The sequence below is a fragment of the Micromonospora chaiyaphumensis genome (assembly GCF_900091435.1).
Lineage (GTDB): Bacteria > Actinomycetota > Actinomycetes > Mycobacteriales > Micromonosporaceae > Micromonospora > Micromonospora chaiyaphumensis.
The window spans coordinates 227,713-245,852 of the sequence record NZ_FMCS01000006.1 but is presented as its reverse complement, the minus strand read 5'-3'; the positions used below and the strand labels follow the sequence as shown (position 1 = coordinate 245,852).

Here is an 18,140-nt window from a genome sequence, read left to right as displayed (position 1 = left end):
GGGCGGGTCCACCGTCTGTCGGATATCGGCACCGGACGGTCGGCTGCCCGACGATGGGCTGTGGAGCGTCCGACCCGATCCGTACTCTTCGTGCCCATGACTCCCGATCATGATCGTTCGCGGAGCCCGGGCGGCCGTACCCCGCTGCCCGACCTGTTGCGCGGGCACCGGCTCGCCGCCGGCCTCACGCAGGCCGAACTGGCCACCCGGGCCGGCGTCGGCGTGCGGACCGTCCGCGATCTGGAGCGGGGTCGGGCGACCCGACCCCAGCGCACCACCGTCGACCTGCTCGCCGACGCCCTCGGCCTGACCGGTCCGGCCCGGCAGGCGTTCCTCGCCGCCGCCCGGCCGGCCCAGACCACCCCGCCCGAGCCGCCGGCCGACCCCGCTGCCCACCTACCGGTCGGCGGTCCGGACGCGGCCGCCGCGCCGCGCCCGGCCGCGCGGCACCTCGCGGTCACCGGCTCCGCCGGCGGCGATTCGGGTACGCCCATCGCGCTGCCCCAGCCGGTCCCGCTGCTCGGGCGGGACCGGGACGTCGACGAGGTGGCCGCCCTGCTCTCCGAGCACCCGGTGGTGAGCCTGGTCGGGCTGGCGGGCGTCGGCAAGACCGCGCTCGCCCTCACCGTCGCCCACGCGGCGGCCGCCGACCATCCGGCCGGCGTGACCGGGGTGCTTGTCGGCGAGGGCTCCGACACCGCCGACGTGCTCGCCGCCTCGGTCGCGGTGTTCGGCGTGAACCGGCTGGCCGATCTCTCCTACCGGCTCGGCGGCCGGCCCGCACTGCTGCTGGTGGACGCGGTGGAGCGGGCGCCCGGCCCGGTGGCCGAGGCGCTGCGCACCCTGGTCGCGGCGGCGCCGACGCTGCGGGTGCTGGTCACCGGCCGGCGCCCGGTGGGGGTTCCCGGCGAGCTGGTCCGGCCGGTGGCGCCGCTCGACGTGCCGCCGGCCGGCCTGGAGCCGGCGGACCCCGCCGAGCTGGCCCGCTGGCCCGCGGCGACGCTGTTCCTCGCCCGTCTGGCCCAGGCACGCCGCGAGCCGCCCACCCGCGCCGAGCTGCCGGCGCTCGCCGCGCTGGTGCGCCGCCTCGGTGGGCTGCCGCTGGCCATCGAGCTGATGGCCGCGCGCGGCCGGATCCTCGACGTCACCGAACTGCTCGACCGCTACGGTGACCGGGTTCTCGACCTGGCCGGCGTACGCCCCGGCTGGGAGCCCGCCGATCCGGCCGCCGGCACGGTGACCCTGCGCGAGGCGGTGGCGACCAGCTACCACCTGCTCGCGCCCGCCGAACGGGCGGCGTTGCGCCGGCTCTCCGCCTTCCGCAACCGCTGGTCGGTCGAGCTGGCCGAGGATCTGCTGGCCGACGGCGGTGAGCGGCGGGACGCCGTTCCCCTGCTGGACCGGCTGCGAGAGCTCGGGCTGCTCAGCGTCCGGGGCACCGGCCCGTTCCGGTTCCGCCTGCTGGACGCGGTCCGCGACTTCGCCACCGAGCAGGCCGCCGTCGAGGGGGAGCTGACCGCCGTCCGGCGGCGGCACGCCCTGGTCGTCGCCGGGCTGGTACGGCGTACCGCACCGGGTCTGGTCGGCGCGGAGGTGCCCACCGCCGTGCACCTGCTCGACGAGGCGACCAGCGACATCACGGCCGCCCTGGCCCACGCCGCCGAGGACGATCCGGCGACCGCGCTGCTCCTGGCGGCGGCACTGCCCCGCTGGTGGCGCCTGCGCGGGCGGGACGTCTCCGGGCGCCGCTGGCTGCGCCGGCTGCTGGCCGACCCGCGTACCGCCGATGCGCCGCCGGTGCTGCGGGCCTGGGCGCTGCTGGGGTCGGCCCGCCTCGCCGCCGAGCACGGCGCCGGGGGCGTGGAGCTGCCGGCGGCCCGGGACGCGCTGGAGATCTTCCGGGCGGCCGGCGAGGTGACCGGGGAGCTGTCGACCCGGTCGGTGCTCTGCACGCTGCTCAGCGCCGCCGGCGCGCACCGGGAGGCCCGGGAGCAGGCCGAGGCGGCGCTGGAACTGGCCACCCGGCACGGCCGGGTACGCGAGACGGCCGTGGCGCACCAGCACCTCACCTGGCACGACGTACGGGTGGCGGACCTGGCCGGCGCACGGCGCCGGCTGGCCACGGTCGACCGGCTGGCCACCCAGTGCGGGGAGCAGCGGCTCCGCCTGCTGGCCCGGGCCGACCTGGCCGAGGTGACCCGCCTGGAGGGCCGGTACGTCGACGCGGTGGAGCAGGGACGGCGGGCGGCGGGCGCGCTCGTCGAGCTGGGCGATCCGGGGCGGTGGCGGCGGGCGGTCGGGACGGTCGGGCTCGCGCTCGCCCTGGACGGGCGGGCCGCCGAGGCGCTGGAGGTGGTGGCCGAGCTGCGGCCGGCGCGCCCCGTGCCGGCGCAGCGCCGGCCGCCGGGCGCGGAGGTCCTCGACCCGGCCGGGGAGCGCCGCGATGTCCCCCCGGAGGAGGTGGTCTGCGCGCTGATCGAGGGTCATCTCGCGCTGCACCGGGGGGACCGGGAGCTGGCCGCCGAGTGGTTCACGGCGGCGGCCGATTCCGCGGGCGGTGGCGGGGAGCGCCGCGACCTGGTCGAGGCACTGGTGGGGCTGGCGGCCAGCACCGGTGAGGTGGCGGTGCTGGACCGGCTGGAGCGGGCCTGCCGGGCCACCGGGGTCAGGTTGCTGCCCCGGGAGGAGGCCCTGCTCTATGCGCTGGTGGCCCGCCGGGAACGCGCCGCCCGAGGCGACTGAGCCGGGCGGGACAAGAAGGCGCGGGGGTGGCGCGAGCGAAGAAGCCCCCTGGTGCTGCCCCTCGCTCATCGCTCGCGCCCGCACCCCCCGGTGCCCCCCGCTGCCGGAAACTCTAGCCAGCCGACGCGGGAGTTTTGGGAATATCTGTGGCGGTATGAGGCGGTCTTCGGGCGGTTCTGCCGGTCTTTCTGCCGGTGACTCACGGGTACGCGCGAGTCACCGGAGATCAGCAGTCGGCGGGCCGCCCGGCGGGCACCGGCTCGGTGCTACCGGCCGTCGCACCCGGGTGCACCGCGTCGCGGACCCGGCGCAGCCCGTCCAGGAGTGCGTCCAGCTGGGCCGGCGCGAGCTGGCCGGTGAACCACTCCTCGATGATCCGCAGGTGCCCGGGCAGGGTCTGGTCCAGGCGGCTGAGACCGGCGGCGGTGACCACCGCGTACGAGCTGCGCCGGTCGGACGGGCAGGCCCGGCGGCGGAGCAGGCCGTCGCGCTCCATCCGGTCGACCACGCGGGTGACCCCGCTGGTGGACAGGGAGGTCTGCGCCGCGAGGTCGGTCATCCGCAGCTGGTGGCCCGGCGACCGGGTGAGCCGCATCAGCACCTCGAACTCGACCGGCGAGAGGCCGTGCTCCTCGAACTGGGCGGCGAACCGGGCCGACAGCCCGGCACTGACCTCGAAGAGGAGGCCGATGGCGGTGATCCGGGGATCGTCGAACACGTTCTTGTCCACGCAGCCATCCTAGCAGTCCTTGACACAGGGAATATTGCTGTGCCTATAGTTGCTCAGTCAGTCGTTGGGCTACTAAACAATCTCCCCTGGAGGACAGCAGCATGACCAGCAGCATCGAAGCGGTTACCCGCGACTGGGAGGGTCTCACCATCCCGACCGCCGGCACCTACCTGCTGGACGCGGCTCACAAGCGCGTCGGGTTCGTCGCCCGGCACATGATGGTCAGCAAGGTACGCGGTGAGTTCGCCGAGGCTACCGCCACCATCACCGTGGCCGAGGACCCCACGCAGTCGTCGGTGACCGCCACGATCCAGGCGGCCAGCATCAACACCGCCCAGGCCGACCGCGACGCGCACCTGCGCAGCCCGGAGTTCCTCGACGCCGAGCAGTTCCCCACCCTGGAGTTCCGCAGCACCGGCGTGAAGTCCCGCGACGGCAACGAGTTCGTCCTCACCGGTGAGCTCACCATCAAGGGTGTGACCCGTCCGGTCGACCTGGACGTGGAGTTCGAGGGCGTCGGCCGCAGCCCCTTCGGCCAGGACATCTTCGGCTTCTCCGCGTCCACCGAGATCGACCGCGAGGAGTTCGGCCTGACCTGGAACGTCGCCCTGGAGACCGGTGGCGTCCTGGTCGGCAAGAAGATCAAGATCGAGATTGAGGGCGAGGCCGTCCGCCAGGCCTGATCCCCCGCGTACGACCCCGAACGGGCCCGCGCCGTCACCCGACGGCGCGGGCCCGTTCGTCGTACGCCGGGCTGGGTGCGAATTGTCACGTGTTGTTCGCAGGTTGACCGCGGTGCGGCGGCGGCCGGCTGGGTAGGAATGCAGACCTGCGCCCAGCCTCCGCTCCGGCGGCCCGGGCGCTCTTACGCACTCAACGTGAATGGTTCACAATGCGTTGCGGAACCGTACGGTTCCGTGGCCCCGGCGCCGGGAGGACAGATGGGCAGAGACGTCGAGCAGGGCGCCTTCTCCCGGGAGGATCGGGTCCGCTACCGGCAGAAGGTCCGGCGGTGCCTGGACGTCTTCGCGCTGATGCTGGACGACTTCGGCTTCGACGCCGACCGGCCGATGACCGGGCTGGAGATCGAGCTCAACCTGGTCGACGCCGCCGCCGAGCCGGCCATGCGCAACGACCAGATCCTGGCCGACATCGCCGACCCGCTCTTCCAGACCGAGCTGGGACAGTTCAACCTGGAGCTGAACGCCTCGCCCCGGCTCATCGAGGGGACGGGGTTCGCCGACTACGCGAAGGACCTGCGCAGCAGCCTGACCCGTGCCGACGAGCGGGCCGCCAAGTCCGACGCGAAGATCGTGATGGTCGGCATCCTGCCCACCCTCACCGAGCGGCACCTGGTCGCCGACAACCTCTCCACCAACGAGCGTTACCGGGTGCTGAACGACCAGATCGTCGGGGCCCGGGGCGAGGACATCGAGCTGGACATCCGCGGCGTCGAGCGGCTGCGTACGCACACCGACTCGATCGCGCCCGAGGCCGCCTGCACCAGCCTCCAGTTCCACCTCCAGGTCGCGCCCGACAGCTTCGCCGACTACTGGAACGCCTCGCAGGCGATCGCCGGCGTGCAGGTGGCGATCGGCGCCAACTCGCCGTTCCTCTACGGCCGGCAGCTCTGGGCGGAGACCCGGATCGCCCTGTTCGAGCAGGCCACCGACACCCGCCCGGACGAGCTGAAGGCCCAGGGCGTACGCCCCCGGGTCTGGTTCGGCGAGCGCTGGATCACCTCGATTTTCGACCTGTTCGAGGAGAACGTCCGCTACTTCCCGCCCCTGCTGCCCATCTGCGAGGACGAGGACCCGGTCGAGGTGCTGCACGCCGGCGGGGTGCCCCAGCTCGGCGAGCTGCGGTTGCACAACGGCACCGTCTACCGCTGGAACCGCCCGGTCTACGACATCATGGACGGCCGCCCGCACCTGCGCGTGGAGAACCGCGTGCTGCCGGCCGGTCCCACCGTGGTCGACATGCTGGCCAACGCCGCCTTCTACTTCGGCCTGGCCCGCGGCCTCGCCGAGGCGGACCGGCCGATCTGGAGCCAGCTCACCTTCAGCTCGGCCGAGGAGAACTTCCACGCCGCCGCCCGGCGCGGCATCAACGCCGTGCTGCACTGGCCCCGGCTCGGCGACGTGCCGGTCACCACGCTCGTCCTCGACACGCTGCTGCCCACCGCGGCGCAGGGGTTGGACCGGTTCGGTGTCGCCCCGGCCGAGCGGGACCGCCTTCTCGGGGTGATCGAGGAGCGGTGCCGCACGGGCCGCAACGGCGCGGTCTGGCAGACCGAGACGGTGTGGGCGGCCGAGCGCCACCACGGCATGGACCGGGAAGCCGCGCTGCACCACATGGTCCAGCGCTACGCCGAGCTGCAACGCGCCAACGAACCCGTGCACACCTGGCCGGTCGACTGACCAGCGCTGCCGGCGAGGTCAGCGGTTGCGGCGGCGGGCCTTCGGTCCGGTCGCGCCACCCTCCGGCGCGGCAGTCGGCTCGCTCCCGCCCGGCGTCTCCGCCGTCACCGAGTCGGCGGGCGGCGCGTCGCCGGTCCGGATCGGCTCGGTGCGGGCCTCCGAGGCGGATTCCGGCCGCCGCTGGGGCGGCGCGGCCCGGCCACGCCGGCCACCCGTGGCGGCCGGAGCGGGGTCGTCCGGCGTACCGGCGGGTGCCGTCACCGCCCGCTGCTCGCTGAGCGTGCTCGTCGACAGGGCCGGTCCCGGTTCGGCCTCGCCGGCCGTGTGCCCGGCAGCCGGCGCGGTGTCGGCCGGGCGGCGTCCGAAGAACCGGCGTGCCGGCTTGTCCCCGGCAGGCCCGCTGATCCTGTCCTCGGTGGCGGTCGCCAGCTCGTCGGGCTCACCGGTGCGCTGGTGGGGCAGGCGCACACCGGCGGGCTCGGTCTGCTCGGCGGCGGGCTCGGCCTGCTCGGCGGCGCGGCGGTCGGCACGCTGGGCGAGCGCGGCCATCAGGGCCGAGCCGCCGATCCCGGCGATCACCGCGTACGGGGCGATCAGGTGGGCCGACACCTGCTCGGCGGCGATCCCGGCGAGCCTCGGCACGGCGAGCAGGTAGGCCAGCGCGACCAGCAGCGGACCGGCCGCCCCGGAGGCGGCCGCCCCGACCCGTCGCTCCGGGGCGCGGACCGCCCGCCGGGCGGCCAGCAGCCCGATCAGCAGGGCCGAACCGAGCGAGAGCAGCGCCCCCGGCCAGTAGAAGTAGTCACGGATCCAGAACCGGGCGCTGTCCGCGCTGATCTGCCAGATGCCGAGCTGGGCGGTGCTGAGGCCCCGGCCGGAGAGCACCCCGTCGACCACCGACACCACGGCGAGCAGCCAGAGCCAGCCGGTGGTGCCGATGAGGTTGGTGGCGGCGGCCCGGGTGTGCAGCGCCCACGTCGCGAGGAGCACCCCGAGCACCAGCCCGGCGGCCGCGTACCCGGCCGCCACGGCCTGCGGGGAGGACGTGTCGGGCACCCGGGCGGCCCGGGCCGGCACGGCCACCAGCAGTACGGTGATCAACGCGCCCGCCCCGGCGGCCAGCGCCAGCCCGAGCCGGGGCAGGGTCCCCGCCGGCCCGTCGTCGTCCGCACCGCGCAGCCGCTGCGCGCAGACCGCGCCGGCGATCACCGAGGTCGCGGAGATCCAGGTGGCCCAGGCGAGACTGGCCACCCAGGCCGCGTCCACCCGGGCGGCGCCGGCCGGCGCCCAGTTGATGATGCCCAGCCCGTAGCCGAAGCCGAGCTGCGCCGCGCCCGCACCGGCGGCGACGCCGAGTGCGGCGGCGGTCGATCCTCCCCAGCCCCGTCTGGCCATGCCGGGGAGCGTAGCGTCCCAAGGTCGACGCGGCGAGTGCTGGCGGAGGCCGGATCGCCCGCGAGGGGCTTGGTGGCGCCCGATACGGTCGCCGGTGACTGAGGCGGGGGACAGGATGACGCACGAGGGTTACCCGGACCGGCAGCCCGGGGGACACGACGAGCCGGGGCCCGACCGGGCCCGGCTGCTCCTCGGCGGCGGCCTGGCGGTGATCCTGCTGGCGGTGATCGGGGCGAGCGGCGGCTGGGTCCTGGCCGGTGAGCCGGACCGGCCCACCCCACCGCCGGCCGCCGGCCCCACCACACCGGCCGTCGACGCCACCACGCCGGCCGCCGCCCCGGCCAGCACCGCCGACGACCGGCCGACCGGTACGCGCACCACCACCCCCGCCGGCCTGACCGTGCCGCAGTTGGTGGGCACCGACTTCGAGCAGGCCCGACAGGAGCTGCGGGACCGCCGGCTCGGCTGGCGGCTGGTGTTCGGCGGCGGCTCCGGCCGTACCGTCGAGCGCACCTCGCCCGCCCCCGGTACGCCGGTGAAGCGCGGCGTCACGGTCACCCTCTGGGTCGCCGGCCCGGCGCCCGCCGTCGCCGTGCCCGACCTGGTCGCCCAGGGCTGTGCCGACGTGGCGGACGACCTGGTGGCCGCCGGCCTCTACCCGCGCTACCGCACCGGACGCCAGGGCCCGGTCACCGCGCAGGACCCGGTCCCCGGCAGCACGGCCCGGTGGAACGACCCGGTCACCCTCACCTGCGGCGACGAGCCCGCCACCACGCCGACCGCCGGCCCGCTCACCGCGCCGTGACGGGTGGCCCGGCGCGCTGATGCCCGCCGATGGTGTGGCGGACCGCTACCGTGGACGATCGAGGGCCAGGCCGCCCTGCCCCGGTGGGGAAAGGACGTGCGATGAGCGACGACCGCCAGGAGCCACCCGCCGAGGACCCGGACGCGACCAGGGCGCTGCCCCCCGACCGGAGCGGCGCCGACCCCGACGCCACCCGCGCCATGCCACCCGAACGCCCCGCCGCGTCGCAGGACGCCGACGCCACTCGTGCGATGCCACGGGAGCCGTCCCGCGGTGCGGATGCGGACGCGACCCGCGCGATGCCGCGGGAACCGGGCGACGCCGAGGATGCCGAAGCGACCCGCGCGATGCCGCGGGAACCGGCCGGTGACGCGACCCGGCCGCTGCCCCGCGGGGAGGCCGGAGCGCACGCGCCGGTCGACGCCACCCGCCCGGAACCGGTCAGCCCGGCCTGGTCCGGGCGCGCCGGGGTGCCGCCACCGCGGCCGGCCGGATACCCGGAGCCCGGCGGCGAGTGGTACACCGAGGAGCAGGCGGGCCGTCGCTGGTGGATGCCCATCCTGCTGGGCATTCTCGCGTTGCTGCTGATCGCGTTGATCGGCCTGGGCGTGTGGCTGGCCCTCCGCGCGGCGGACCGCGACGCCGAGCCGGGCCTGTCACCCTCGGCCGTGCCGAGCACCGCCCCGCAGACCAGCGCCACGCCGACCACGGCCGCGCCCAGCAGCTCGCCGCCGAGCAGCCCGCCGACCACCACGGCGGCCGCCGAGGTGCCGATGCCACCGCTCGTGGGGCTGCCGGAGTCCGCCGCCCGGGCGGCGCTGGACCGGCTGGGCGTGGACTACCGGGTCCGCTACCGGACGTCGGAGCAGCCGGCCGGGACGGTGATCGACACCGACCCGGAGGCCGGCGAGCCGGTCGCCGAGGGGGACCGGGTCAGCATCGTGGTGGCCCGGGGTGCGGACCCGACGACCGATGCCCCCACCTCGACGGCCCCGCCCACGGCCACCGCCACGCCCTGAGCCCTCACCACTGGCGACGTCTGGTGCCGACCAGGCCCAGCCCGGCCAGCGAGATGGCGAGGCCGAGCAGGCCGGAGTAGAACAGCGACCGGCTGAGGTCGGTGGCGGCCGACGGGCGCTCGGCGAGCGCGGCCTCGCCGGCCCCGGCCCCGCCCGCGGCCGGGTCGGGAATGGACGACGCGCCGGTGCCGCCTCGCGCACCGGCCGCCGGTGGGTCGACCCAGTCGGGCTCGTTCTCCGGATCGGTCTCCGGCCGGTTGCCCTCGCCGGCCACGGTGATCTCCGGAGCCGGGACCGGCTCCGTCAACTCCTGGGTGGCGGAGAAGGCGGGATGGCGGACCACGAGCGCGAGTGCGGTCGCGGCGCCGAGGAACGCGAGGAGCCCGAGGGCGTAACCGATACGGGACCGGTGGTGCCGCCGCGCGGCGGGCAGATTGACCATGACCATCCCAGGTTCAGGGTCCGGAGCGCGCGGGGTGGAGCGTTGCCGGGGTGGGCGTACCGATTCTATGGCGGCGGCACGCCCCCCGGCCGGGAAACGTGAGGTCAGCCGACCCGGACCGGGGTCCGGGCAACCGGACGGCGGGCCGTCCGGACGGTGTGCGGACGCGGGGCCGGCGCGGCCTGCAGGTGCCGCAGCCCCTCCTGCTGAACGAAGATCGACCGCCGGTTGACCGCGTCCCCCGCCGCGTTCAACTCGTAGCCGTCGAGCCAGAGCCAACCGTCGTAGGTCGGCAGGTCGAGCACCCGGATCACCCGGAACATGATCGGTCGGAGGAACTGGACACTCGCCGCGCGAGTCACGTGCAGTACGTCACCGGAGCGGGGAAGCACATGGGCTCCTGGGAAGGATCGGCCGGCGGACGGGCCGGCGAGGCTGATCGGGGGAAGGGTCGGTCCGGTGACGGGGGATCTACCTCGTGGACCGGCGGATCAGTGGGTCGGTGCTGGTCGGGCCGTACCCGCGGTGGCGGACCGCCACCCGACCATCACCCGGCTGCTCCCGGCTATCGCTCCCGTCGCCACAGCCAAGCTGGCGTGCAGCGGCGGGGTCTTCACCCCGGGGCAGGTCGCAGGGCGCGGGACGGCTCCCCTCCCGCCGTCCCGCGGCCCGTGGTGCGACCACGCCCGGAGATCATGCGAAGACGGTGAGTAACCCGTGCCATACCGACAGAGTGCATCAGCGACGTGCTTCATGCAAGTTGCACGTCGACTTTTGCCGATACGCGAGCACGACACGTGAACGGGACGCTTGAAGCCTCAGGTCCCGGGGCGGCACACTGGACGCCGGTTTCGCCCGTCGCGGCCGGTCGATGACCGGCACCACCCCCTGCCGCGAACGCTCGCCCGCCGTACGCCGGTCGCGCCCCGGCGGGCGTGTAGACGGGCGCGACCGACCGGAGGTAGCCGGGTGCGCGCGAGGAGTGGGAATCCCCGTCCATCGACCCGTGGGGTGCCGTCGTGAGCGAGCGGCGCAGCCCGACCATCCGGCGTCGGCGCCTGGGGGCGGAACTCCGCCGGCAGCGTGAAGCCGCCGGCGTCACCATCGAGACGGTCGCCGAGCAGTTGGAGTGTTCGGCCTCCAAGATCTCCCGTATCGAGACCGGCCACACCACGGCCACCCCGCGGGACGTGCGGGACATGCTCCGCATCTACGGGGTGGTCGGCGCCGAGAGCGACGAGCTGGTGCAGATCGCTCGCGAGGCCCGGCAGAAGGGCTGGTGGCATCCGTACAGCACGGTGCTGGTCGGGGCGTACGTGGGACTGGAGGCGGCGGCCAGCTCGATCCGGGCCTATGAACAGCAGGTCGTGCCGGGCCTGTTGGAGACCGAGGAGTACGCGGGGGCGATGATCCGGGCCGCTCGGCCGGACTTCACCGCCGAACAGGTCGAACAGCGGGTGCGTGTCCGACTGGGCCGTCAGTCGTTGTTGACCCAGGACGATCCGGTCGATCTGTGGGTGGTGCTCGATGAGGCGGTGCTGAGCCGGCCGGTTGGCGGCGACGCGGTGATGCGTGGCCAGCTCAAACGGCTGGTGGAGATTGCCGAACTGCCGAACGTGACGTTGCAGGTCCTGCCCTTCGAGGTGGGCGCGCACGCCGGCATGGACGGAACCTTCACGATCCTCAGCTTCCCCGAACCGAGTGATCCCGATGTCGTGTACGCGGAGAACGCCACGGGTGGGCTCTTCCTCGAGAAGAGCGACGAGCTACAGAAGTACAGCTTCATCTTCGATCACATTCGAGCAGCGGCCATTCGCCCGGAGGAATCCATCGCACACATCGCAAAACTGGCAGAGGAGCCGTTGTGGAAATGGCGACCAAGGAGTTCCCCGTGGACCTGACGCAGGCGACGTGGTTCAAGAGCTCGAAGAGCGGGCCGAACTGTGACAACTGCGTGGAGGTCGCGTACGTGACCGGGGCGGTCGGCGTCCGGGACTCGAAGGACAGGACGGGCCCGGCCCTGGTCTTCGCCCCCGGTGACTGGCACGCCTTCGTCGCCGGCGCAAGGGGCGGTGCGTTCGCCGGGAACTGATCCGGTGCCGCCCCCTTTCAGACCGTGGTCCCGCCCGGCAGCGTCGCCGGGCGGGACCATGCCGTCCGCGTCGGGCCCGTCGCGGGCACCCGTCGCCAGTTCCGTCCCGCCTCGTTGAACCGCACAGATCGGCAACCGAGCGAGGCAGGCGAGACGGATGACGACGATCGGTTCGGAGAATCTGACCAGCGGCCCGGGCAAGCCCGAGCGGTTCGGTGGCAAGTACCGCGGGGCACGCCGCGACAGCGTCCTCACCGAGGTGGGCTCGGGCGACGCCGAGATCGGGGGCCGGGACACGGCCGCCCCGGATCAGGCCGGGCCGCCGCTCTCCCTGCCGTCGCTCGACCCGAACCCGCTCACCGAGCCGTCCTTCCCGCCGACCGGCTGGCCGATGGAGCAGCCGGAGTCCCTCGTGGACCATCCGCTGCTGCGCGGGCTGCTCATGGAGCTGCCGCCGAAGGGCAGCGTCCCGCCGCCCGGTTGGCTGGACCGCTGGTTCGAGGCGACCCGGGCGATCCTGGAGCTGCTATACGTGCAGGGGACGGGCCGCCCGCGCTGACACCGCGGCGGCCGGCGGCAGCGCCCGCTCGGCCAGGCGGTTGTGCCGCAGGGCGTGGCGTACCCCGATCGCGATCACACCGAGCACCGCGACGGTGATCGCGGGTCCGGCGACGGCCGGCGTCGCGAACAGGTCGATGCCCGCGGCCGGCAGCACGGCGCCGACCGCCGCCAGGGCGGTCACCTGGAGCGGCAGCCCGATGAGCGGGTGCGCCGCGGCGGCCCGCAGCCCGTGCGGGGCCGGGGTGTCCGGCGCGGCGGCGAACGCGCCCGCGCCGGCCCGCAGCCATCGGACCCGGCGTACCGTGCAGACCGCGACGGCCAGCGCCGGAGCCGCCGCGAGGGTGAGCCCGGCGGCGGCCCGGTCGAGCGCCGTGGTGCCGGCGCTCTGCAGGCCCACCGCGAGGACGGCCGTGGTCAGCGCCAGGCCGGTGAGGACCAGGGCGGACAACCAGCCGGTACGCCGTCGCAGCGCGCGGGCGCGGTCCAGCCGGGGCAGCCCGTCCGCCACCACGCCGGCGGCCAGCCAGACGGCGGCGACGGGGAGCAGCACGGTGAGAGGCTCGTCCATGGTCCCCAGCCTGGTCCGGATCGACGGGCACCGAATCCGGGACGGCACCCCGGTTCCTCCCGTACGCCCTCCCGTAGGGGTCATCCCATCGGCGTTATGGCGGATCCGGAATCTTCACAGTGTTTCCACTGCTGACCTAGCCTCTTAACGATCGGTCAGCGTCGATTCGCCTGTGCCTCACCGGGCGGACGGTCCTGTGCCGGTCGGAGGGAGGTAGGGAGATGGGTCTCCCACACAGGTCCGTACTCGTCGGAATGGCCGCCCTGACCATGCTCGCGGCCGCGTCACCCGCCTCGGCCGCCGAAGCCACCGGCGCGATTCGCGCCGCCGGTGGTCCCACCGCGGTGGCCGACAGCTACCTCGTCATCCTGAAGGACAGCGCCGTCGCCCCGAGCCGGGTCACCGAGACCGCGCAGCGGCTCACCGCCCGGCACGGCGGCACCGTCGCCCGCACCTGGCGAGCCGCGTTGCGCGGCTTCGAGCTCACCGTCGGTGCGAAGGCCGCCGCGCGGATCGCGGCCGACCCCGCCGTGGCGTACGTCGAACAGAACCACACGGTCACCATCGCCGGCACCCAGACGAACCCGCCGTCCTGGGGCCTGGACCGGATCGACCAGCGGAACCTGCCCTTGAACAGCTCCTACACCTACCCGAACACGGCCGGCAACGTGCGCGCCTACATCATCGACACCGGCGTGCTGTTCGGGCACAACGACTTCGGCGGCCGGGCCGTCTCCGGCTTCGACGCGGTGGACGGCGGCTCCGCCGACGACTGCAACGGACACGGCACGCACGTCGCGGGCACGGTGGGCGGCTCCTCGTACGGGGTGGCGAAGGGCGTCCAGATCGTCGGTGTCCGGGTGCTCAACTGCCAGGGCAGCGGCACCAACGCCCAGGTCGTGTCCGGCATCGACTGGGTCACCGCGAACGCGGTGAAGCCGGCCGTGGCGAACATGAGCCTCGGCGGCTCCGCCAACAGCTCCATCGACACCGCGGTCACCAACTCCATCAACTCCGGCATCACGTACGCCGTGGCGGCCGGCAACGGCGACATCCTGGGCAACCGGCAGAACGCCTGCAACTACTCCCCGGCCCGGGTCGCGTCGGCGATCACGGTCGGGGCGACGCAGAACAACGACGCCGCCGCGAGCTTCTCCAACTACGGCACCTGCGTCGACATCCTGGCGCCGGGGGTCAACATCACCTCGGCCTGGTACACCGGCACCTCCGCGACGAACACGATCAGCGGCACCTCGATGGCGTCGCCGCACGTGGCCGGCGCGGCAGCCCTCGTCCTCTCGGCGAATCCGTCGTGGAGCCCGCAACAGGTGCGGGACAGCCTGGTCAACAACGCCACCCCGAACGTGGTGACCAACGTGGGCACCGGCACGCCGAACCGGCTGCTCTTCGTGGTGAACGGCACGACCCCGCCGCCGACCAACGACTTCTCCGTCTCGGTCTCGCCCACCTCCGGCTCGACCGCGCCGGGCGGCTCGGTGACCGCCACCGTCGCGACCGCCACCACCAACGGCTCCGCGCAGACCGTCAGCCTCTCGGCGAGCGGCCTGCCGAGCGGCGCCACCGCGTCGTTCAGCCCGGCCTCGGTGACCTCGGGCGGCTCGTCCACGCTCACCATCGCCACGTCGGCGAGCACCCCGGCCGGCACCTACCCGGTGACGATCACCGGCTCCGCGGCGTCGGGCACGAAGACGGCGACGTACTCACTGACGGTCACCGGTGCCGGCGGCTGCACGGGTGCGGGTCAGAAGCTCGGGAACCCGGGCTTCGAGTCGGGTAACACCGTGTGGTCGTCGACCTCGGGTGTGATCGGCCAGTACGGCTCCTCCGGCCAGCCGCCGCGTACCGGGACGTGGAACGCGTGGCTGGACGGCTACGGCAGCACCCACACCGACACGCTGTCCCAGTCGGTGAGCCTGCCGGCCGGCTGCACCAGCTACAACTTCACGTTCTGGCTGCACATCGACTCGGCCGAGACCACCAGCAGCGTCCAGTACGACAAGCTGACCGTGCAGGTGCTCAACTCCGCCGGCACCGTGCTGGCGACCCTGGCGACCTACTCCAACCTGAACAAGGCCACCGGCTACAGCCAGAAGTCCTTCTCCCTGGCCGGCTACGCCGGCCAGAACATCACCCTGAAGTTCACCGGCACCGAGGACTCCTCGCTGCAGACCTCGTTCGTCATCGACGACACGGGGGTGAACGTCTCCTGAGCCAACCTCTCCCACCGGCGTCCGGCGGTCCCCCTCGGGGTGGCCGCCGGACGTCGTCGCGGGCTCAGACGTCGAAGGTGGTGAGGCGTTCCGTGGCCGGGGGCGGCGGGGCGGCCTTCCACACGCCGGTCTTCTGCGCGGCCAGCCGGGCCAGGTAGGCCGGGTTGAGGATGACGTAGCGGCGCCAGAGCCGCTTGGGCTCCAGGCCGAGCCGCCAGAACCACTCCAGACCGGCGCGCTGCATCCACGGCGGCGGGTTACGCAGCAGCCCGGCGTGGTAGTCGAACGCCGCGCCGACGGCCATCAGCGGCATGTCCAGCAGCGGGCGCATGGCGTACGTGAAGATCTCCTGCCGGGGGCAGCCCAGCCCGACCAGGACGAGGCGCGCCCCGCTGGCCTTGATCCGGTCGGCGATCTCGGCGTCCTCGCCCGGCTGGAGCGACCGGAACTTGGAAGCCTCGACACCGGCGATCTTCAGCGCCGGGAACTTCCGCTCCAGGGCCGGGACCAGGCGGGACAGGGTCTCCTCGGTGGAGCCGTAGAGGTAGACCGGCAGCCCCTCGTCGGCGAAGCGCGCCAGCACCCGGAGGGTGAGCTCCGGCCCGTAGACCCGGTCGGTGAGGCCGGCGCCGTGGAGCAGGTTGAGCGCCCAGCGCACCGGCTGCCCGTCGGGCGTCACAACGTCGAAGGAGTTGAGCCGTGCGTTGTGCGCCCGGTCGAGCACCCCGGTCATCACGCCGTGCACCGCCAGCGCGGTGAGGGCCAGCGGACGGCGCTCGTGCGCCGCCGTCACCACGGCCTCGGTCGCCCGGGCGTAGTCGGTGGCGTCGACGAGTACGCCGAGCACGTTCCGCTTGGTGCCGGTGGTCATACCTTCGGCACCCACTTGTCGACGTTCGCCTCGTAGATCTCGCGGAGGATCATCGGCACGTCGTAGGTGATCTTCCAGTTCGGGTAGTGCTCCTCGAACCGGGCCATGCTGCTGACGTACCACTGGTGGTCGCCGGTGCGGGCCTGCTCGACGTAGTTGATCTTCGCCACCCGGCCGGTGATCTCCTCGGCGATCCGGAAGGCCTCGATGTGCGAGGTGTTCGAGTGCCGGCCCCCGCCGAGGTTGTAGACCTGCGCCGAGCGCGGCTCGCGGAAGAACGCCTCGAACGCGGTGAGCACGTCCCGCGAGTGGATGGCGTCCCGGACCATCTTCCCCTTGTAGCCGAAGAGGTTGTACGTCCGGCCCTCCATCACGCAGCGCATCAGGTAGGCCAGGAAGCCGTGCAGCTCGGCGGCGGAGTGCGCCGGGCCGGTCAGCGTGCCGCCCCGGAAGCAGGCGGTCTTCATGTCGAAATACCGGCCGTACTCCTGGACCATCACGTCCGAGGCGACCTTGGAGGCGCCGAAGATCGAGTGCAGCGACTCGTCGATCGACATGTCCTCGGTGATGCCGTCGTACCAGGGGTGGTCCTCCGGCAGTTCGTAGCGCGTCTCCAGCTCGACCAGCGGCAGGGTGTTCGGGCGGTCGCCGTAGACCTTGTTGGTCGAACAGTGGATGAACGGCGCGTCGATGGCGTGCCGCCGGGTGTTCTCCAGCACGTTGAGGGTGCCGCCGGCGTTGACGTCGAAGTCGGTGTACGGCTCCTTGGCGGCCCAGTCGTGACTCGGCTGGGCGGCGCTGTGGATCACCACGGCGATGTCCGAGCCGTACTTCTTGAAGACCTGCTCCAGGCCGTCCCGGTCGCGGATGTCGACGGCGTGGTGGGTGTAGGCGCGGCCCAGCTCGCCGGCGAGGCGGTCGAGGCTCCAGGCGGTCGAGCCGTCCTCGCCGAAGAAGTACCGCCGCATGTCGTTGTCGATGCCGACCACGTCGAGGCCGAGGCCGGCGAAGTGCCGGGCCGCCTCGGAGCCGATCAGACCGCCCGAACCGGTCACCAACGCGACACTCACACGCCACTCCTGGTCCATCGGGGGCAGGGAAACCATCGGAGCATAGCGTGATGTCCGGCACGCCCCGATATGGCGCGAGGGCCCCGCTGATTGCGGAGCCCTCGTGATGGTGGGGAAGGGGGGAGTTGAACCCCCACGCCCTTTCGGGCACACGGACCTGAACCGTGCGCGTCTGCCATTCCGCCACTTCCCCGTGGCTTGACCTGCAACACCGTATCTCATCCCGCTCCCGCCGCCTGCGGCGGGTGCCCGGACATATTACGCTGTTCCCGGTCATCGCCACGAGCGATCACCGTTCGTGGCGGACGAAACTTTAGCACGTCCGCGGGGCTGGTCACGAACGGGCCGCCGGCTGCCGGCCGAGCGGCGTGTGAGCTGCGGAGGCGGTGTCCGGATACCATCATTGCCTCGGGACCCGAGGAGGAGCCGGTGAGCGTGCTGCAACGCTTCGAGAAGCGTCTGGAAGGCCTGGTCGAGGGGGCCTTCGCCAAGGTCTTCAAAGGGGTGGTCCACCCCGTGGAGATCCTCAACGCCATGCAGCGGGAGGCCGAGGCGCACAAGGCGATCCTGGCCGGTGGGCGCACGTTGGTGCCCAACCGCTACGTGATCGATCTCTCGCCGTACGACCACAGTCGGCTGGCGCCGTACGCCGCCGCGCTGGCCCAGGAACTGGCCCAGTCGCAGGCGGAGTTCATCGGCGAGCAGGCGTGGACGGTCTACGGCGACGTGATCGTCGAGGTCGAGCGTGGTGAGGGGCTGGACACCGGCATGTTCCGGGTCACCGCGGAGGTCTACACCGGCGGCGACGTCGCCCCGGTCTCCGCGCCCGGCGGCTACGACGCCGGCCCGGCCTACCCCGCCTACGACCAGGGTGGCGGCTACGGCCCGCCGCCGGGGCACGGTGCCGGCCGCAACGTCCGCCTGGTCTCCGGCGACGGCCGCACCTACCCCCTCCAGATGGGCTCGACGGTGATCGGCCGCGGCGACCAGGCCAACCTGCGCCTGCCCGACGTCGGCATCTCCCGCCGCCACGCCCGGCTGGACTTCGACGGCGGCCAGGTCGTGCTGACCGACCTCGGCTCCACCAACGGCACGATGGTCAACGGCCAGCGCGTCTCCGCGGTCGCCCTCAACCCGGGCGACATGATCCAGCTGGGCACGACCACCCTGACCTTCCGCGTGGACGGCTGACCC

General features: G+C 73.6%; 17 protein-coding genes and 1 tRNA gene. 10 read left to right on the top strand and 8 right to left on the bottom strand.

The features are described 5' to 3' along the window. Positions 1-96: 96 nt before the first annotated feature. Positions 97-2,742, top strand: coding sequence for an ATP-binding protein (locus GA0070214_RS18170; protein ID WP_091264758.1), 2,646 nt, complete (start codon positions 97-99; stop codon positions 2,740-2,742). A gap of 226 nt (positions 2,743-2,968) precedes the next feature. On the opposite strand, the gene GA0070214_RS18165 is transcribed toward GA0070214_RS18170, so the two are convergent. After that, entirely contained in the window at positions 2,969-3,472 is a 504-nt protein-coding gene (locus GA0070214_RS18165) for a MarR family winged helix-turn-helix transcriptional regulator (protein WP_091264754.1), read from the bottom strand. Positions 3,473-3,573: 101 nt separating this feature from the next. Between GA0070214_RS18165 and GA0070214_RS18160 the strand changes: the two genes are divergently transcribed. Further along, on the top strand, positions 3,574-4,155 hold the full coding sequence (locus GA0070214_RS18160) for a YceI family protein (protein ID WP_091264751.1): 582 nt from the start codon (positions 3,574-3,576) through the stop codon (positions 4,153-4,155). A 258-nt stretch (positions 4,156-4,413) separates the two neighbouring features. Beyond that, positions 4,414-5,892 (top strand): glutamate-cysteine ligase family protein, encoded by a 1,479-nt coding sequence (locus GA0070214_RS18155; protein ID WP_091264747.1) that lies wholly within the window; start codon positions 4,414-4,416, stop codon positions 5,890-5,892. An 18-nt stretch (positions 5,893-5,910) separates the two neighbouring features. Here the strand turns inward: GA0070214_RS18155 and GA0070214_RS32495 are convergent, their stop codons facing one another. Next, the gene (locus GA0070214_RS32495; RefSeq protein ID WP_244167756.1) at positions 5,911-7,287 is read right to left on the bottom strand and encodes a hypothetical protein; all 1,377 of its coding nucleotides are present in this window, start codon (positions 7,285-7,287) and stop codon (positions 5,911-5,913) included. Between the two features lie 115 nt (positions 7,288-7,402). On the opposite strand from GA0070214_RS32495, the gene GA0070214_RS18145 reads away from it, so the two are divergent. Together GA0070214_RS18145 and GA0070214_RS18140 are read left to right on the top strand one after the other, a co-directional pair. Then, the gene (locus GA0070214_RS18145) at positions 7,403-8,092 is read left to right on the top strand and encodes a PASTA domain-containing protein (RefSeq protein WP_091264743.1); all 690 of its coding nucleotides are present in this window, start codon (positions 7,403-7,405) and stop codon (positions 8,090-8,092) included. A gap of 101 nt (positions 8,093-8,193) precedes the next feature. Continuing rightward, the gene (locus GA0070214_RS18140) at positions 8,194-9,111 is read left to right on the top strand and encodes a PASTA domain-containing protein (RefSeq protein WP_091264739.1); all 918 of its coding nucleotides are present in this window, start codon (positions 8,194-8,196) and stop codon (positions 9,109-9,111) included. A gap of 4 nt (positions 9,112-9,115) precedes the next feature. Here the strand turns inward: GA0070214_RS18140 and GA0070214_RS18135 are convergent, their stop codons facing one another. Together GA0070214_RS18135 and GA0070214_RS18130 are read right to left on the bottom strand one after the other, a co-directional pair. Beyond that, entirely contained in the window at positions 9,116-9,559 is a 444-nt protein-coding gene (locus GA0070214_RS18135; RefSeq protein ID WP_208602815.1) for a hypothetical protein, read from the bottom strand. A 98-nt stretch (positions 9,560-9,657) separates the two neighbouring features. After that, positions 9,658-9,945 carry a hypothetical protein gene (locus GA0070214_RS18130; RefSeq protein ID WP_091264736.1) on the bottom strand — a complete coding sequence of 96 codons (288 nt, stop codon included), beginning with the start codon at positions 9,943-9,945 and terminating at the stop codon, positions 9,658-9,660. 627 nt (positions 9,946-10,572) lie between these two features. On the opposite strand from GA0070214_RS18130, the gene GA0070214_RS18125 reads away from it, so the two are divergent. The 3 genes from GA0070214_RS18125 to GA0070214_RS18115 all read left to right on the top strand — a co-directional run bounded on the left by GA0070214_RS18125 (position 10,573) and on the right by GA0070214_RS18115 (position 12,204). Then, on the top strand, positions 10,573-11,454 hold the full coding sequence (locus GA0070214_RS18125; protein ID WP_091264733.1) for a helix-turn-helix domain-containing protein: 882 nt from the start codon (positions 10,573-10,575) through the stop codon (positions 11,452-11,454). Then, the gene (locus GA0070214_RS18120; RefSeq protein ID WP_091264729.1) at positions 11,424-11,645 is read left to right on the top strand and encodes a DUF397 domain-containing protein; all 222 of its coding nucleotides are present in this window, start codon (positions 11,424-11,426) and stop codon (positions 11,643-11,645) included. The genes GA0070214_RS18125 and GA0070214_RS18120 overlap by 31 nt, the downstream gene beginning before the upstream one ends. 157 nt (positions 11,646-11,802) lie before the next feature. Continuing rightward, positions 11,803-12,204, top strand: coding sequence for a hypothetical protein (locus GA0070214_RS18115; RefSeq protein ID WP_091264726.1), 402 nt, complete (start codon positions 11,803-11,805; stop codon positions 12,202-12,204). On the opposite strand, the gene GA0070214_RS18110 is transcribed toward GA0070214_RS18115, so the two are convergent. Continuing rightward, on the bottom strand, positions 12,172-12,774 hold the full coding sequence (locus GA0070214_RS18110) for a hypothetical protein (protein WP_091264722.1): 603 nt from the start codon (positions 12,772-12,774) through the stop codon (positions 12,172-12,174). The two genes, GA0070214_RS18115 and GA0070214_RS18110, sit on opposite strands and share 33 nt — an antisense overlap. Positions 12,775-12,995: 221 nt before the next feature. Here GA0070214_RS18110 and GA0070214_RS18105 point away from each other — a divergent pair, with 221 nt between their 5' ends. Then, on the top strand, positions 12,996-15,005 hold the full coding sequence (locus GA0070214_RS18105; protein WP_091264718.1) for a S8 family peptidase: 2,010 nt from the start codon (positions 12,996-12,998) through the stop codon (positions 15,003-15,005). A gap of 64 nt (positions 15,006-15,069) precedes the next feature. On the opposite strand, the gene GA0070214_RS18100 is transcribed toward GA0070214_RS18105, so the two are convergent. From GA0070214_RS18100 to GA0070214_RS18090, 3 genes are all read right to left on the bottom strand, one after another. After that, positions 15,070-15,876 (bottom strand): WecB/TagA/CpsF family glycosyltransferase, encoded by an 807-nt coding sequence (locus tag GA0070214_RS18100; protein ID WP_091264715.1) that lies wholly within the window; start codon positions 15,874-15,876, stop codon positions 15,070-15,072. Continuing rightward, positions 15,873-16,982, bottom strand: coding sequence for an NAD-dependent epimerase/dehydratase family protein (locus GA0070214_RS18095; protein ID WP_208602814.1), 1,110 nt, complete (start codon positions 16,980-16,982; stop codon positions 15,873-15,875). Before GA0070214_RS18095 ends, GA0070214_RS18100 begins: the two co-directional genes overlap by 4 nt. Positions 16,983-17,053: 71 nt before the next feature. After that, positions 17,054-17,139, bottom strand: a tRNA-Leu gene (locus GA0070214_RS18090). Positions 17,140-17,348: 209 nt separating this feature from the next. Here GA0070214_RS18090 and GA0070214_RS18085 point away from each other — a divergent pair. Next, positions 17,349-18,137, top strand: a complete 789-nt coding sequence (locus GA0070214_RS18085) for an FhaA domain-containing protein (protein WP_091265539.1) — start codon at positions 17,349-17,351, stop codon at positions 18,135-18,137. The last annotated feature ends 3 nt before the right edge of the window (positions 18,138-18,140 follow it).